This window comes from Paraburkholderia sp. BR10882 (assembly GCF_040948855.1).
Classification (GTDB): Bacteria; Pseudomonadota; Gammaproteobacteria; order Burkholderiales; family Burkholderiaceae; genus Paraburkholderia; species Paraburkholderia nodosa_A.
In genome coordinates this window covers 168711-183454 of sequence record NZ_JBFPKP010000004.1, presented here as the reverse complement: position 1 = coordinate 183454, position 14744 = coordinate 168711, and the positions used below count along the sequence as shown (strand labels likewise).

The following is a 14744-nucleotide window of genomic DNA, read 5'->3' as shown; positions in this document are numbered from 1 at the left end:
AGCGCCAGAAGGCCCGGCTGAACTGCTGTCTCTAAACGGTGGTCTGGATGACCGGACAGCTCCGCAAGCTGCCCTTGGGCCGCGACTGCACGACCGGGTGCAGTGGGTCGGTCAGCGTCCACCGGCACGACGCGCACACTGGATCTCCCTTCAACCTTGGAAGGAGATCGTCATGGAGACGCAGAAAGGCGCCGTAGGCATCCGAGTGCCGTGGAACAAAGGCAAGCTCACCGGACAGAAACCGCCTTTGAAGCTTCCGGAAATATGGGCGATTCGAACCCGGCTCCAGATGTCTGCGAACACCCGCGAATTGGCAATGTTCAATCTCGCGATTGATAGCAAACTTCGGGCATGTGATCTGACGCGGCTACTTGTGCAGGATATCTGTCAGGGCTCTCACGTCGGATCACGGGCAATGGTCATGCAGCAGAAGACGCAGCGACCGGTTCAGTTCGAAATCACGGAGCAGACTCGTCAAAGCATTGAAGCCTGGATGGCGGCCCGCAGATTGAAGCCCACCGACTACTTGTTCCCGAGTCGGCTGCATGCATCGCCACATATTTCAACGCGACAATATGCCCGGACTGTCCATCGATGGATCGCCTCCATCGGGCTCGACGATACCGCCTATGGCACGCACACCATGCGTCGCACGAAAGTTTCGTTGATTTACCGGCGGACGAAGAACCTTCGGGCAGTGCATTTGTTGCTTGGTCATACCAAGCTCGAGAGCACCGTGAGATACCTCGGCATTGAGGTCGACGACGCTCTCGAAATGGCAGAGCAAACAGAGGTCTAACGCGACGGCCGGCGAGAGGACGCTTGCCGGCCATGAACAGACACTGGGCGTCGGTTCGGCGCGGACATTCTAACGGCGGCACCGGCCCAAGTAACGGACACTTGCTACCGCTTCCCAAAAAATTACCTGATGATCAGCACAACCATCCCATGCGGTTATTGCGCCAGGCGCGCGGCGTCATGCCGAAACGCCCGACGACGAACCAGTTCGTGAACGTCCCCTGATGCGCATATCCCACAAGGCCCGACATGCCCGACACTCGTCCGATCGGAAAGCACGAGTTGCTCATGAAGCGCACGGCGAGTTCGTACCGGACTGCTCACTCTCACTAGTCTTCCGTGGTGAGCGGGCGAAGCGGCAGCGAACATACGCACGCGAAGAGTCGTCGGCCACGATCTGCGGTAGACACTCGCTCGGCAACACAATGCCGGGTTCGCAAATCGGCGCCACGAAATATCCGTAGAGCGTTACGACATTCATCGTTGCATCGCCGCGCATTCGGACCGGTCGGGAACGATACGCCTGACGAGGCAAAAGCCGATTATGCGAAATTCAATGGGTCTGCCTCCGTAGCATGACTCGAGCAAAACAGTCCCCGGAACTCCCGAGGCGATTCAATCGCAAGTTTGCACGTCGCCAAGCATGCGTTTTATGAATGCTCGCCGACGAAAAATGTCGTGCAAGCTCCCTGCACCGTACCGAATCCTGCTCGGCTATCCTCATTCCCGGTTCGTATCTCAAACTTAAAAAGGAGACAACAATGTTCGACCTTTCAGGAAAGGTGGCGGTCATTACGGGTGGAGCGAGCGGCATTGGGCTCGGCATCGCGCGCGGCGTGGTTGCGGCTGGTGCGCGTGTTGTGCTGATTGGTCGCGATCGATGGAAGGGCCGTGCTGCAATTGAATCGCTGTCAGGCGGTAGTGCAAACGGCCATTTCATTCAAGCCGACATCACGAATCATGGCGAGTGCACCAAGGCAATCGAGCAGGCCGAGCAGCATTTCGGGTGTCTAAATATCCTTGTGAACAACGCTGGCATGAATATCCGCAAGCAAGGGCACGAGCTAGGCGCCGAGGAATGGCACCAGATTGTCGATACGAACCTGAGCGGCGCGCATTTCTGCGCTCAGGCTATTTATGGTGCGCTCACGCGCGCAGGTGGCGGCAAGATTATCAATATCGGCTCGATGCTCTCCCTGTTCGGCACGACCTACGGTTCGGCCTATGCGGCCAGCAAGGGCGGAATCGTGCAGCTCGGCAAAGCGTGGGCTGTTGAATGGGCACCTCATAACATTCAGGTCAACACGTTGCTGCCTGGCTGGATCGAAACCGATCTGACCGCCGAGGCGAAACGGCTTTTCCCTGACCTCGAAGCGGGCATCTTGAGCCGCACGCCTCAGGGGCGCTGGGGCAAGCCCGAGGACCTTGCCGGCATTGCAGTGGCGCTCTGTTCAAGCGAATGCGACTTCGTGACTGGCGCGGTCATTCCGGTAGACGGTGGATATTCGGTTCAAGGTTAGCCGATTCTTTTTGACGCTGCCATATCAAATACAAAGGAGACACCCAGCATGACCAGCGCTTATGCCGGGCCCGGAAAATATATCCAGCGCGCGGGTGAGATCTCGTACCTTTCACAGCACGTTGCACCGTTGGGCCGCAACGTGCTCGTTCTGATCGATCCGTTTCTGTTCGACCGCTTCGGCAGTTCACTACAGCGCGATCTCGAAGGTGCCAAGCTGTCGGTACATCTGGAGAAGTTCGACGGCGAATGTACTCTGGCTGAAATCGCGCGCGTGGCCGCAATCGCCAGAGGCAAGGAGAGCCAGATTCTCGTGGGCGTCGGCGGGGGAAAGACAGCAGACACCGTCAAGATTGCGGCATTCGAAGCCAACGCGCGGACCGTCATCGTTCCGACGATTGCGTCAACGGACGCACCGTGTAGCGCTGTCGCCGTCCGCTATACGTCTGAGGGCGTATACGAGGGGTCCGCGCGGCTTGCCTCGTAATCCCGATCTGGTCGTAGTGGACACCAGCATTGTGGCGAGTGCGCCAGTACGCTTTCTCGTCGCAGGAATCGGCGATGCGCTATCGACTTGGTTCGAGGCACGTTCGAACCTGGAGTCGCGAACGAACAACTACGTCGCGGGAGGGTTCCCTCGGACAGCTGCTGGTATTGCCACTGCGCGAGCCTGCCACGATGTGCTGATCCGAGACGGTCTGAAGGCAAAGCAGGCGGTCGAAGCCGGTCTCTGTACCACGGCAGTCGAAAACGTCATCGAAGCTAATGCGCTGCTCAGCAGTATCGGCTTCAAGAACTGCGGATGCTCCGCAGCACACGGCATGCATGGTGGACTGACTGCCCTAAGCGAAACCCACGGCATGCTGCACGGCGAGAACGTCGCGTTCTGGACGCTATGCCTGCTCATGCTAGAAAATCGCCCGATCCAGGAAATCGAGGAGATGATCCGGTTCTGCGAACAGGTCGGGCTTCCTACGACACTCGCCGAACTAGGGCTGACCGGCGACCTGCGGTACTACGCGAACCGGATCGCCGAGGCATCGCTCGCTGAAGGAGAATCTACCCACGCGTGTCCCGTCGATGTTTCCGTGGCCCTCGTGAGTGATTCGATACTCGCGGTCGACGCGACGACGACGCGGATGCGGGCGGCGAGACACTAGCGCCTGTTCACATCCTCACCTGCTGGCCAAAGGCGCACACCAGCTGCGCCTCCTCCGGCCTGCGCTTGCCGCAGTGGGTCAGCGCCTTATTTTTGTGTGCCCCCCGCGCCGCTCGCGGCAAATAGCGCTCGCATGGTACGGAGTCGCTGTGGAAAACATCAGAGTGCTGACACCCCGTTCCACAGCGCCGCTACATCCGAGTCTTTGCAACTCAATCCGGCTATCAAAGCCTAAGGCGCCCCACCACTTACCCACGAGCACTGATTTTTAGCGTATTGGCAGCTGCCGAACTCATCTCTTCGTTCGCCACGAATACGATAAGTGCATCTCCATCATTGAGCTTTCCAAGCTGTGCGCGCAGTCGCTCGTCGACGCGCTCAATGGAATCAAGAACCACGATTCTGATTTCACCACGCGTCTGGATGTCGTCAAGGTCACTCAGTCTGGTGACACCATCCCCATAGCGAATATCGACGAGAACCTCTCCGCATGGGAAGCTGTATATGCGAGTTTGGCTGTTGGCTCCGGGGTTGGAAACAAGCTTCTGGGGCATTGTAGGTATCTCAAGTTCTGGCGTATCGCCTTTCCTAATCGACGACGGGAGAAAACGCTCGCGACGGTTTAGCCCAACTCAGCCGGAGCCCAGATTTACGTGCACCTTGGTGATTTTTACGCAGGTATCCGCGTGACCTTTGCGTGCCGGTCAGCCACGGATGGCCCGCAGAAATTTATATGAGGTGCGGAGCGAAAGCGCAAACAGGCGGTGCGCAACAATGCAGCCACCGCCCATGTGATACCGGGCTACAACCCGCGAAAAGGTGTAAGCGTGGGGCGTTTCATCCTCATGAGATCTGTCACCTCAACTCGGTCATCCACCGACAGGATTGGAATTGTCATCCATTTCCCGTCATGATAAGTCCGGGATTCGTCGTACTGTTTGACCAGCGGCGGACTCCAGAAATAACGCCTTTCTTCAAACTTCTCTCGTTCGGCCCGGCCCAAGACGACCAATACGGACAACAGCCTGTATGCCGGAAACAGACTGCAAAACGCCCTGTTCTCCTTGTAGCGCAGTGCCCAACCACGCTTCTTGCCGCCATATATCCAATCCGGCGTGAAAACATTGGGGTAAAACTCGTCGATCCAGCTTCGCAGTTCGCCCCAATGTTCGAACGCCTCCGGACCCAACCAGTCGCGGAGAGTACGCTCATCCGGATGCGAGGATTTGTCAGAAATTCTGTCGCCTATCTCAGCGCTTCGTGCGGTTTTGCTTTCCATTCTTCATCTCCTCAGCTTATCCAGATATTTAACTTTCCATCAAATCACCGCCGTGCGTCGCCGTGCGAAGTCCGGAGCGACCCCAGCAAGAGCGTCAACGATGCAGCCAGCAGGACGAGGTCTTTAAGCAGGAACTGGCCGGGCAACGCCGAAATCGCAGGAAAGCCACCTGCAGTCGCTTCGGCGACGCCAGGGGTGCTCAACATGAAGGTAAGCGTGATCAGATAGGTAGCGGCCGACATCGCAGCGCCCAACGCAGAGAAAAAGGGCTGAATCGATCCGATAATTAGAGCGACTGCGGTCGACAGCTCTAGCAAACCAATCACATCACTTGCCCCTTGAACACCGAACGCAGAATTCAACCAGCCCATGATAGGACTATTCACGATAAACGGCGATATTCCAGTCGCTTCATAGTGGGTGAATTTCATTGCTCCGAACCACAGAAAGATTACGACAAGCGCCCACCTCAGCAACAAAAGACCAGTTCGAGACCCAACGCTCCGTTCTGCGACTTGAAAGCGAAACTGACTTGTACGAATGCTCATTTTGATTTCCCGATTCAGTATGTTGAAGGGTTTTTTACCGATTCACAGCTTTACTTTTCCGATAGCGACTCCGGGACTAACTTCGACCGAAATAGTCACGGAAACGTTAGACACACTGGAGATCCGACCCGACGCCACCCGTTATTTCCATCCAGCTCGCGACGCCTCGCTAGTCTCCAAGTAAAGGCAGGACAGGTGAGATTCACTTGAACACCTTCCGGTACTGTATAAAGCCAGAGCGCTCTCCCACGGCGTCGTAGAGGAGCCTGCCTGGATAGTTCGTTTCGTGAGTCAACCAGTGCACCCGAGGAGCTTTTCGAAGTTTCGCAGCCGCGTACACATGTTCGATCAGTGCGCGACCAATGCCACGCCCACGTGCGTCAGGTGAAACAAACAGGTCCTGCAGATAGCAGTAGTCGGCAGATGTCCAGGTCGACCTTTGGTAGACCGTGTGCGCGAAGCCGCAAGGTTGACCGCATGTCATGGCGAGCACCGCGTGCATCGGTTCGTTGGGGTCGAGGAAGCGCTCCCAGGTGTTGCGCGTCACAGCGTGCGGTATATCAACCTTGTAAAACCGCTGATAGCCTTCCCAAAGTGGCAGCCACATATCGAAATCGCTATTTTCGATGGCTTTGATCTCAACTGATTGCATAGAGTTATCCCGAAGTCCTATGGCAGTAAAGCGATGAAGCGCAACCATGACCAAACCACAGCATCAAGCAATACGATCATTCACAATTAACTTCAGTCTCATGGGCAATTTCTTTCCTCCGGTCGCGAAGGCGTGATTCGGTCGAACCGCAGGTTGACATTTAAAGTCTATTCCCCGGTTAAGCGCATACCGTACTTCCGACGGTACGTACTCTGTATCTCATCTTGACTGCGAGGCGGCTCGGCAAAGATGTGCGCAGGGGAGAGCAATGAAGACATCGAAGTAACATCAATCCTGACAACGTGTTCGACAGGATATTCAGGCCCGTTGCTTATACGAACCCAGTCCGCGATCGTTGAGTATTCGTCACCGTTAGGCGGCAAAATGAACGCCTTTCCTCTGAACCGGTAACCACGCCTCAGGAACACGTCGACTACGTTGATCTCGACGGCGGCGTTGGCATTCAAATTCCTCAACGTCCCGGGCGACGCGATATCGGCGAAGTAGAGCTTGCCATTCCTGACCGTTAAGGAGGCCTTTGGCGAAAGATTCGGCGTCCCATCCTCATTGACCGTCGCGACGAACGACAGTATTGCCCCTTTTATGATCGCTTCGGCGTCTGCGGTGATTTCAATCATGGATTCACTCGTCTGAAAGGACTTCCTGCGCATTGAGAAAAAACTCTCCAGTGCCTCGCAGGATTCGTGTTTGTCGGAAAAATTCCCGCTATCTGAGCGGCGTGGTTAGCGCTTTGTCGTCCGTGTCGAGGACAAACACGGCAAGCAATTTCGCGGGTTGAGTTTTGCTCGCGTTTCGGCTGATTGAATGTATAGCGCCGGGCGGTTCTGACCAGCTCTCACCCGCGCGATAGATGCGGGTTGGGCCGTCATTCACCTTGGACTCTACAGCGCCCTCGATCACGTACGCGTAAATGAATGCGGATTTCGCGTGGGTGTGAGGAACAGATGCCGCGCCGGGCGCGTACGTAACTTCCAGTACAATCACCGATTTGCCGGGGACGTTGGGGATCGCTGCGTCGAAATTCTTCGTGACGGTTTGTCCGTCACCGTCGTGAGCTTCCGCGGAATCGGCGGCCATCGCAGCTAGTGCAACGAAGCTGGCAATGATGATGTTCCGTATCTTCATGGTCTTTTCCTTCTGCGTGTCAGCGAGGCTATGCGGCTAACTGCCCGGCCTGATTCAGGCTGACGGCATCTCGAGGCCGCGCTGCACAGCAGGGCGTGCGAGACCGCGATCGAACCAACGCTGGACATGAGTGAAGCGATCGAAGCCGACAAGGTCGCGCGCCTCGTAAAAGCCAATCAAGTTACGAACCCACCCGAGCAGAGAAATGTCGGCAATACTGAAGTCATCGCCCATCACCCAGTTGCGTCCGGCAAGCCGAGTGTCGAGCACGCCGAGCAAACGCGCGGCTTCCGACGCATAGCGGTCGCGCGGGCGCTTGTCTTCGTAGGCTTTCCCGGCGAATTTGTTGAAAAAGCCGACCTGTCCAAACATGGGACCGACACCACCCATCTGCCACATCAGCCACTGGATCGTCTCAAAGCGAAGCGCTGGGTCCGTGGACAAGAACTGCCCCGTCTTGTCGGCAAGATAGAGCAGGATCGCACCTGATTCGAACAATGCGATCGGGCGGTTCCCGGGACCGTCTGGATCGAAGATCGCCGGAATCTTGCCGTTCGGGTTGAGAGAAACGAAAGCAGGTTCCTGGTTTTCGTTCGCCAGGATGTCGATACGATGGGCCTCGTACGCCAGGCCCGTCTCCTCCAGCATGATGCTGACCTTCACGCCGTTGGGAGTCGGCAGTGAAAAGAGCTGGAGCCGGTCGGGGTGTTGCGCTGGCCAGCGCGTGAAGACTGGATGCTGAAGGGTCATCTTTTTCCTTGATCGGGGACGGCCAGCCATTTAACGAAACTGGCTGACCGTCCCCGCGAATGGTGCCCCCAAGAACGTCGCTCTCGGGTTACCAACGTCATGGGCGTCGCAGTCTCGAGCTCAGATCGAACCGGCCGGCGTGACAGCAGGGAAATCCATGTCCGGATCGAACACGTTATTGAAGAAATTCGTCAGGGAATACATGGCCACCAGTGCGACGATTTCCATCACGTTTGCATCCGTGTAGCCCGCTTCGCGAACTGCGTTCAGGTCGGCGTCGCCCACCTTCCCACGGGTTTCGATGACCTTGCGCGCGAACTGGACAGCCGCATCGCGCTTCGGATCGGCGGCATGGCCTTTGCGCGCGAGGATGATTTCTTCCGCCGGCAGTTTCGCCAGATGCTCAGCGGTGAAACTGTGGACCGTCAGGCAGTAGTTGCAACCGTTCACTTCGGAGACTGCCAGGCCGATGCTGTCGCGCGTCTTCACATCGAGCGCCTTGCTCAGGGAGCCGAGCAGGTAGGCCCAGGCGTTGAACGCGATCGGGCTTTGCGCGAACGCGGCCATCATGTTCGGCGTGAAGCCGATGTTCTTGGCGAAGCCATCGAGCGTTGCCTTAGATTCGGCGGGTACTTGTTCCGGCGTAAGAATGGTGGTACGGGTCATGATAGGATCTCTGGTTAATTCGCACTACTTATCAAGAATGGTTCATTCTTGAACCCTTCTCTCGGATTGCTTCGTGCCCGGGCGCGGGTCGAAGCGGTTCAGGACTTCAGTTGAGCATCATCTTGCCTACGACTACCCTTTTCGCGGCTGGCTGGACGTTATACGTAGTGAACACTCCAGCAACACGCTTAGACGAGGTCGAGCACTTCGTCCACTGGACGACGCGGCTTTTGCGCCCAGTTGCCTTGACGCTCGGCACCGACAGCGAGCAGAAGCGCGGGCACTTCGTCATCGGCCAGGCCGAATTCGCGATGAACCGCCTCAGCGTCGAAGCCGATCATCGGCGTGGACCCCATACCCAGCGAGCGGGCAGCGTAGATCATTGCCGACGCGCCGAACGTTGCCGTGCGTACGGCTTCGTCGCGACGACGCTGCGGATATGCCATATATAGTTCGCGTGCCGGGGTCTCCCACTCCGACACCATCGTCGCCGGCATGACGCCTGCTTCGACCAGCGGAGCCAGGCGATCCGGAATCACGCTAGTGTCGACCAACTGTCCGCAGATGATGAAGGTGACTGCCGCGTCAGCGACAGCCGGCTGGCTCCACGCAAGCGGAAGGAGCTTGGCCTTCGCTGCGGGCGTGCGCACCGCAATGAAGCGCCAGTTCTGCAGATGAAAGGACGTCGGTGCGCTGGTGGAGATCCGCACCAGCTCGCGGATCTGGTCGTCGCTCAACGTCGCCGACGGGTCGTAATACTTCGTGGCGCTACGGCTGACGATACAGTCGATGACTGCGTTGGTCATGGTCGTCCCGCTGTTCAGGGTGGTTTCGCTGTTCATGATGATTCCTTTGGGTGGAGGGACCTGCTGGGTACAGAAGCGCCTCTTACGAGATCGCGCGGCAAAAAATCACTTTCGTGTGCAGATTGCGGATCACCGTCGCCGCTTTCACCGTGACGTCGCAGTCTCTACTGCGTGTTTGCCGTCAAGTGGTGAGGTGTTTCAACTTTAAGGCCCCACGAGGGCTATTTCGAGAGCGAAAATGCTCAATAAAGTGTCCAAAAGGATCAAACTCCACAAGGACTCATCGGTTCGCTCGATCTTGCGACGCCGTAGCGTTCATCGCGCCGGCGCGATTGAAGTCCCTTGTCCAGATTGCATCGAAGGACCCACGGACGAAGAGCGGCTGCTCCGCGTCGACCTCGCCGGATCGTGTCCGATGCTGGTTAGAACCGGGAGCGACAAATTACGGGGGCTATCGCCCCTGACGTGCGAGACGACGCCATTCACCTGGTGTCATGCCCATCCTCTCTGTGAACAAACGCCGGAATGAAGATACAGATTGGTAGCCAACTGATTCGGCTACGGCCTCTGTGGTCATCGTCGGCTTCTTCAACTCGTTCGCAGCGTGGCTCATGCGGATGTCGGTTAGCAAATCAACCGCTGAGCATCCGAGCGTTTCCTGGAAATGCCGCATGAACGTGGCGCGGGACATATTGCACAAGGCGGCCAGCTCGGGCAGGTTCCAGCCGCGAGCGGGATCGGAGAACATCGCCGAAATCGCGGGGGCCAACCGTGGGTGGCCAGCCAGCGCCAACAAGCCTGTTGGGGCCTGCTCGGATTTACTTGCCTCGCGCAGCACGATGGTGAAGAGCGCCGAACTGAGCGAATTAAGGACGGCGTAGCCGCCCACTTTTTCTCCTGTAGACTCATCACGCATGAGCCTCACAAAATTGGCGAGAGGGTTCGAGAGGGACTCGACACCCGACTCATCGTCGGTACTAGAAGTCCGCACCACCAGATTTGTCGGAAGATAATTGCGAATCAGTCGGTCATGCGGCGGTTCAATAAAAAAACGACCGCATAACATATCGAGATGCTCGCCAACGCCGTCATTCTCGCTAAAGGTCCACCCAGCGAGACCCTGACGCTCGCGAGTAGGTCCGGGCTGAATTCCACTCCCGTCGTGCAGGATGTGCGCCGAGCCGTGGGGTAACAAGACGATATCTCCAGCGACCAGTTCCTTTGCCATCCCCGTCTCGGGATCCTCGATGACTGCCTTGCCCCTGAGCACCACGTGGTAGGGGATTTCGTGGATTGCCGCTTGATCCCACTCGACCCGCCACGGTGCTCCGTAGGCGCAGCGGACTTCAGGCCGGCCAGTGACGGTGATCAATTGCAGCAGGTGACTTAACCAGTCGAGGTGAGACATAGAATTCCGTAAGGGCTCAGCATGGGGAAATCAGGTGACGGCAAAAACTCACACATTTTGGCGCCCGAAAATCTTAACGAGCGGAGATTCTCGTTCCACGCCGTCTGCAGTACCGAATCTATCGGCCAGCACTCATCCCGCCGTCGACATGCAGCACCTCTCCCGTGACGAACGACGCTGAATCAAGAAACACAATCGCGTCGGCGATATCGCTCACCTCGCCCATGAATCCGAGTGGAACCAGCGCGGCGAGATCGTCATGGACTTCTGGCTTGTGCATAGTCGACCTGATCAAACCTGGCGCCACCGCATTCACCCGGATTCCCGTGCTTGCATACTCAATGGCAAGCGACTTCGTTGCGGCGTTGAGACCGCCCTTCGTCAATGCCGCTAGTGACGAAGAAACTCCGCTGTACGCGATGTCGGCGACGCTCGCAGTGACGCTCACTACGTGGCCGCGAGAATGCTTCTGCATCTCCGCAATCGCCAGTTGCGTGATGTGAAAGAATCCCGCCATGTTCACATTCATCACCGCTGCGTAGTCCGCCGCGCTATGTTCTGTGAAAGGCTTGCCGATATATATGCCGGCGTTGTTCACAAGCGTGTCGATCCGTCCAAATCGGGCGACCCCTTCGGCGATGACTTGCTGCGCCACAGCAGGATCACCAATGTCGCCAGCTATCGTCAGAACGTCTTTGTCGACAGAGGGTTGTATCGAGCGGGACGTCGCGACGACCGCGTAATCGAGCTTGCGGAACGCCTGAACGATGGCGGCGCCAATTCCCTGCGATGCTCCGGTTACCACCACGACCTTTCGCAATGCGCTCATGATCCAGTGCCCCCTAACATGATGGTTCTTCAGAAAAACAACCTACTGCGGAAGCCAGAATCACCGTATGGCGGTTGACTGGTTTATGCGTTCGACTCACACGAGGGCGAAATATCGGGTCGCCACGGTGTATGGCCTTACCGGACAGCGCACAGACCGCTTCCGCTGGTGCCGATCCAATAGTCCAGATCTGGCTCTCGTAACGTCCCATGCAGGGATCACTCCAGCGGACACTAATCGTCGTCGACGACAGTTTCTCCACAACGGAGACTTGCGAAGGCGTCGGCAGATTTGGCATGAGATATCCGCACGCTCAAACGTGGCTGCACGCGAGAGTGGTCAAAAGCGGCTCAATCGTGGCTATCAGAGAAGCCCGAAGTTGCGCGGATTGATCCTCATCGAGAAATGCAGTTGCCTGCAGCGGCAAATAGTGGATGGTGGTGAAGCCAATGCAAGCCAGTACGGCAGAAAGATAAGGCGTGAGGAAATCCGGCTGGTTGGCGCGTTCGCCAGTAAACACGCCGCCGGAGGCAATGCCGACGAATACCGGACGGTCCCGAAGCATTCCAGCCTTGCCAGCGGGCGTCGACTGCATCGTGCGTCCGACGCGGATAAGCTGATCGATCCACGCTTTCAGGACGGACGGAACCGTCAGGTTATTCATCGGAGTACCGATGACGATCACATCGGAATCCTCGACCTCCTGAATGAGTTCCTCCGCGAAAAGTACAGCGCCAGCGGTCCTTCCTGCAGCAGCCAACGTCGCAGGCGTCGAGAGTATGTCGGCGTAGGCGGCTCCGAGATGAGGTATCGGCTCCAGCCCAAGGTCCCGGCGGCGAACCTCCACGCCCGGCAAGAGCGTTTGAATCTTTTCGACGATTCCCGCCGAGAGTTTTCGGCTATGCGATCCCAGTCTAGGGCTGCAGTCGATGTGCAGAATATTCATACAATTTTCTCCAGCAGATTTGGCAGCAGCTTTGGTCGCGCGGTTGCTTGACCAGCAGACGAAATCGGGCGCGTGAAACATCGGGCACCGAGATCGAAGTGCGTCTTAAATGCCTGGTTAACGAAGGCTTTGTGCAGGCTGTTTCCATCTGTGCAACACTCTGCGCCCTTGCGGCTCCAGCACGGCATGAAAATGCCCCGCATTTGCAGCTCGCTCGCAGCTTCGACCGAATACGGAGAGAAAATCGGGTGCATGCTGCAAGAGCCACATTCCGTATTGACTTCGCGTTTGTAGCACTGTTGGTAGGGCAGATTCTGTACTATTCACGGTGCATAAAACAGTACCAAGATTGTGATTTTCGTGTGTACCAAGACTATGGCTTCAGACTTGCAGATACAGCTCGACCGGACAGCAAAACGGCCCCTCACAGAGCAGATTTTTGAGAGCATCAGCAGAGCAATAGAGTCTGGGCTGCTCGAATCCGGTACACGGCTGCCATCATGGAAAGACCTTGCGTCGCAGCTCGGGGTCGCGCGCGGGACCGTTAAGGCTGCCTATGAGCTTTTGAATGATTCACAGATGATAGAAACGTTTGGAGCTGGGGGAACGCGGGTCGCTCCGCGGCTTCGCGTCGCCACTGCTCAACGAAAGGCGGCGCGGCTCAGTTCGTTTATGAAATCATATGAGGAGATGAAGGCCGGGCCAGCGATTTTCCAACTCGGTATTCCCGCGTTTGAAGGACTGCCGGAAAAGCTTTTTTCGCGGGCTCGCTCTTCCAACCTGCTAAAAACAGCGGGCCTGTCGTCGCTGCTCTATCCTGATCCGAGAGGCGAATTCGACCTGCGCAGAGAGATCGCAGGCAATCTCTCCATCGCGCGAAACTTCCACTGTCATCCGGAGCAGGTTTTCGTGACGTCCGGATACAGCGCTGGCTTAGGCTTGACACTTCGGGTGCTAGGTCTGGAAGGCCAGAAGGTCTGGATGGAGGAGCCCGGTTTCATGCTCACCCGTAAGGGGCTGGAACTGGCTCGCTTGAATATCGTGCCGATCCCGGTAGACGCAGACGGTATCAACGTCGACTACGGCATCAAGACAGCGCCGGACGCCGCGTTAGCGGTCTTAACTCCTGGTCAGCAAGCGCCTCTAGGCTCGACCTTGTCGTTGAGACGGCGCCTTCAACTGCTTGAGTGGGCGGCTTCAAACGATGCGTGGGTCATTGAAGATGACTACCTTGGAGAACTACAGTTGGAAGGCAGGCCGGCGCCCGCCATGGCATCTCTTGGCGAAGGCAAGCACGTCATCCACATCGGCTCCTTCAGCAAGACTGTTAGCCCTGCTCTTCGGCTTGGCTTCGTTGTTGTCCCGGCCGACCTCGTCAATGCATTCGCGGAGGTGGCCGCGACACTCGCTCCCGCGCCGTCACCGGTCATTCAAGTCGCCACTGCGGAGTTTATGCGGGAGGGCCACTACATCCGACGTGTGCGCCGGCTCAAGCGTCTTTATTCCTCGCAGCGCGATGCTCTGACAGCGGAGTTGTGTAGCCGAAACGCGCAATGGGTAAATGCGGGCCTCGCCGTGCTTCTTCGCCTCCCAGAGGGCGCCCCCGATGTGCGAATCGTTCGCGAGGCAATGACTGCGGGCATCGCGCCATCACCCTTGTCCGCGTGGTTCGCAAATCCATCGTGGACGGTGCCAGGCCTTTTGCTCGGGGTTGCGACCGCGCCCGAACAACACCTTGCCAAATCGTGCCAACGATTGTTCGAGATCATCGAAGGGTACTGCTGACCAAATGGGTCACCCGGCGTTGCCTGATTAGCATAAGTGCAGTTTCGTCGAAAAGCGCAGCTATATGGCTGCTAACTGTTAGCAACGGGGAGGCGCTTTTCCGGCAAGATCGCCGTAGCCATACCACCGTGGGTGGCCATTCTCGAACGTACTTCAGGCTAACTGATCTTACCCACGAACCGCGGACACCTTGAGTTGCTACGGTCTATCGTTTTGCACGAGGCGACAGACCGATCGATATGCTCGCCGAGCGCGAATCCAGACCTTAACCAATCCCGGAGCCTCAGGGCCCGGTTGTACGGCTTCTTCACGGGGTTTTCGCTCAGATGGGGAGTCGTCGGCAATTCGCGTCAGCACGGCCATGCACCGCGATCGCGACCAAGTACCCAAGTCAATCGCGGAAATGATGAAGAGCTGGGACGTCGACGATGGGACGGTGGGCATGCTGACCGA

The 14744-nt window shown here is 57.3% G+C and carries 18 protein-coding genes; 5 read left to right on the top strand and 13 right to left on the bottom strand.

Annotation, left to right across the window (positions count from 1 at the left end; genetic code table 11):
• Positions 1-172 precede the first annotated feature (172 nt).
• The 4 genes from AB3X99_RS13145 (at position 173) to AB3X99_RS13130 (ending at position 3477) form a co-directional block, all read left to right on the top strand.
• Entirely contained in the window at positions 173-799 is a 627-nt protein-coding gene (locus AB3X99_RS13145) for a tyrosine-type recombinase/integrase (RefSeq protein WP_368617147.1), read from the top strand.
• 655 nt (positions 800-1454) lie between these two features.
• Positions 1455-2318: an SDR family NAD(P)-dependent oxidoreductase gene (locus AB3X99_RS13140; protein ID WP_368617146.1), complete on the top strand. Its 864-nt coding sequence runs from the start codon at positions 1455-1457 to the stop codon at positions 2316-2318.
• Positions 2319-2366: 48 nt separating this feature from the next.
• Positions 2367-2804: an iron-containing alcohol dehydrogenase gene (locus AB3X99_RS13135; RefSeq protein WP_368602215.1), complete on the top strand. Its 438-nt coding sequence runs from the start codon at positions 2367-2369 to the stop codon at positions 2802-2804.
• A 16-nt stretch (positions 2805-2820) separates the two neighbouring features.
• On the top strand, positions 2821-3477 hold the full coding sequence (locus AB3X99_RS13130; protein WP_368617145.1) for an iron-containing alcohol dehydrogenase: 657 nt from the start codon (positions 2821-2823) through the stop codon (positions 3475-3477).
• Between the two features lie 247 nt (positions 3478-3724).
• Here the strand turns inward: AB3X99_RS13130 and AB3X99_RS13125 are convergent, their stop codons facing one another.
• The 13 genes from AB3X99_RS13125 to AB3X99_RS13065 all read right to left on the bottom strand — a co-directional run bounded on the left by AB3X99_RS13125 (position 3725) and on the right by AB3X99_RS13065 (position 12506).
• A complete protein-coding gene (locus tag AB3X99_RS13125) occupies positions 3725-4030 on the bottom strand; it encodes a hypothetical protein (RefSeq protein ID WP_368617144.1) in 306 nt (101 codons plus the stop codon).
• A 248-nt stretch (positions 4031-4278) separates the two neighbouring features.
• Positions 4279-4755 (bottom strand): DUF3788 domain-containing protein, encoded by a 477-nt coding sequence (locus AB3X99_RS13120; RefSeq protein ID WP_368602212.1) that lies wholly within the window; start codon positions 4753-4755, stop codon positions 4279-4281.
• Between the two features lie 44 nt (positions 4756-4799).
• Positions 4800-5303 carry a YkgB family protein gene (locus AB3X99_RS13115; RefSeq protein ID WP_368617143.1) on the bottom strand — a complete coding sequence of 168 codons (504 nt, stop codon included), beginning with the start codon at positions 5301-5303 and terminating at the stop codon, positions 4800-4802.
• A 202-nt stretch (positions 5304-5505) separates the two neighbouring features.
• Entirely contained in the window at positions 5506-5955 is a 450-nt protein-coding gene (locus AB3X99_RS13110; RefSeq protein ID WP_342949713.1) for a GNAT family N-acetyltransferase, read from the bottom strand.
• 167 nt (positions 5956-6122) lie between these two features.
• Positions 6123-6593 carry a pyridoxamine 5'-phosphate oxidase family protein gene (locus tag AB3X99_RS13105; RefSeq protein ID WP_368617142.1) on the bottom strand — a complete coding sequence of 157 codons (471 nt, stop codon included), beginning with the start codon at positions 6591-6593 and terminating at the stop codon, positions 6123-6125.
• An 88-nt stretch (positions 6594-6681) separates the two neighbouring features.
• Positions 6682-7101 carry a cupin domain-containing protein gene (locus tag AB3X99_RS13100; RefSeq protein ID WP_342949712.1) on the bottom strand — a complete coding sequence of 140 codons (420 nt, stop codon included), beginning with the start codon at positions 7099-7101 and terminating at the stop codon, positions 6682-6684.
• 54 nt (positions 7102-7155) lie between these two features.
• Complete coding sequence (locus AB3X99_RS13095; protein ID WP_342923972.1) at positions 7156-7851, bottom strand: glutathione S-transferase C-terminal domain-containing protein; 696 nt, start codon at positions 7849-7851, stop codon at positions 7156-7158.
• Positions 7852-7971: 120 nt separating this feature from the next.
• On the bottom strand, positions 7972-8517 hold the full coding sequence (locus AB3X99_RS13090) for a carboxymuconolactone decarboxylase family protein (RefSeq protein ID WP_266233118.1): 546 nt from the start codon (positions 8515-8517) through the stop codon (positions 7972-7974).
• Between the two features lie 188 nt (positions 8518-8705).
• Positions 8706-9323 carry a nitroreductase family protein gene (locus AB3X99_RS13085; RefSeq protein ID WP_368617338.1) on the bottom strand — a complete coding sequence of 206 codons (618 nt, stop codon included), beginning with the start codon at positions 9321-9323 and terminating at the stop codon, positions 8706-8708.
• 451 nt (positions 9324-9774) lie between these two features.
• Positions 9775-10731, bottom strand: coding sequence for an AraC family transcriptional regulator (locus AB3X99_RS13080; protein ID WP_368617141.1), 957 nt, complete (start codon positions 10729-10731; stop codon positions 9775-9777).
• A 118-nt stretch (positions 10732-10849) separates the two neighbouring features.
• Positions 10850-11560, bottom strand: a complete 711-nt coding sequence (locus tag AB3X99_RS13075; RefSeq protein WP_368617140.1) for an SDR family NAD(P)-dependent oxidoreductase — start codon at positions 11558-11560, stop codon at positions 10850-10852.
• Positions 11561-11573: 13 nt separating this feature from the next.
• Positions 11574-11858, bottom strand: a complete 285-nt coding sequence (locus AB3X99_RS13070) for a DUF3331 domain-containing protein (protein ID WP_342923969.1) — start codon at positions 11856-11858, stop codon at positions 11574-11576.
• Positions 11859-11873: 15 nt separating this feature from the next.
• Positions 11874-12506: an FMN-dependent NADH-azoreductase gene (locus AB3X99_RS13065; protein ID WP_368617139.1), complete on the bottom strand. Its 633-nt coding sequence runs from the start codon at positions 12504-12506 to the stop codon at positions 11874-11876.
• A 387-nt stretch (positions 12507-12893) separates the two neighbouring features.
• Here AB3X99_RS13065 and AB3X99_RS13060 point away from each other — a divergent pair, with 387 nt between their 5' ends.
• Positions 12894-14291 (top strand): PLP-dependent aminotransferase family protein, encoded by a 1398-nt coding sequence (locus AB3X99_RS13060; protein ID WP_368602207.1) that lies wholly within the window; start codon positions 12894-12896, stop codon positions 14289-14291.
• The last annotated feature ends 453 nt before the right edge of the window (positions 14292-14744 follow it).

Coding starts and splice junctions, on each gene's coding strand:
- AB3X99_RS13110 (WP_342949713.1), bottom strand. CDS start 5,955: ATGCAATCAGTTGAGATCAAAGCCATCGAAAATAGCGATTTCGATATG.
- AB3X99_RS13070 (WP_342923969.1), bottom strand. CDS start 11,858: ATGCCAAATCTGCCGACGCCTTCGCAAGTCTCCGTTGTGGAGAAACTG.
- AB3X99_RS13075 (WP_368617140.1), bottom strand. CDS start 11,560: ATGAGCGCATTGCGAAAGGTCGTGGTGGTAACCGGAGCATCGCAGGGA.
- AB3X99_RS13095 (WP_342923972.1), bottom strand. CDS start 7,851: ATGACCCTTCAGCATCCAGTCTTCACGCGCTGGCCAGCGCAACACCCC.
- AB3X99_RS13140 (WP_368617146.1), top strand. CDS start 1,455: ATGCTCGCCGACGAAAAATGTCGTGCAAGCTCCCTGCACCGTACCGAA.
- AB3X99_RS13120 (WP_368602212.1), bottom strand. CDS start 4,755: ATGGAAAGCAAAACCGCACGAAGCGCTGAGATAGGCGACAGAATTTCT.
- AB3X99_RS13135 (WP_368602215.1), top strand. CDS start 2,367: ATGACCAGCGCTTATGCCGGGCCCGGAAAATATATCCAGCGCGCGGGT.
- AB3X99_RS13085 (WP_368617338.1), bottom strand. CDS start 9,323: ATGACCAACGCAGTCATCGACTGTATCGTCAGCCGTAGCGCCACGAAG.
- AB3X99_RS13065 (WP_368617139.1), bottom strand. CDS start 12,506: ATGAATATTCTGCACATCGACTGCAGCCCTAGACTGGGATCGCATAGC.
- AB3X99_RS13100 (WP_342949712.1), bottom strand. CDS start 7,101: ATGAAGATACGGAACATCATCATTGCCAGCTTCGTTGCACTAGCTGCG.
- AB3X99_RS13080 (WP_368617141.1), bottom strand. CDS start 10,731: ATGTCTCACCTCGACTGGTTAAGTCACCTGCTGCAATTGATCACCGTC.
- AB3X99_RS13115 (WP_368617143.1), bottom strand. CDS start 5,303: ATGAGCATTCGTACAAGTCAGTTTCGCTTTCAAGTCGCAGAACGGAGC.
- AB3X99_RS13125 (WP_368617144.1), bottom strand. CDS start 4,030: ATGCCCCAGAAGCTTGTTTCCAACCCCGGAGCCAACAGCCAAACTCGC.
- AB3X99_RS13090 (WP_266233118.1), bottom strand. CDS start 8,517: ATGACCCGTACCACCATTCTTACGCCGGAACAAGTACCCGCCGAATCT.
- AB3X99_RS13105 (WP_368617142.1), bottom strand. CDS start 6,593: ATGATTGAAATCACCGCAGACGCCGAAGCGATCATAAAAGGGGCAATA.
- AB3X99_RS13145 (WP_368617147.1), top strand. CDS start 173: ATGGAGACGCAGAAAGGCGCCGTAGGCATCCGAGTGCCGTGGAACAAA.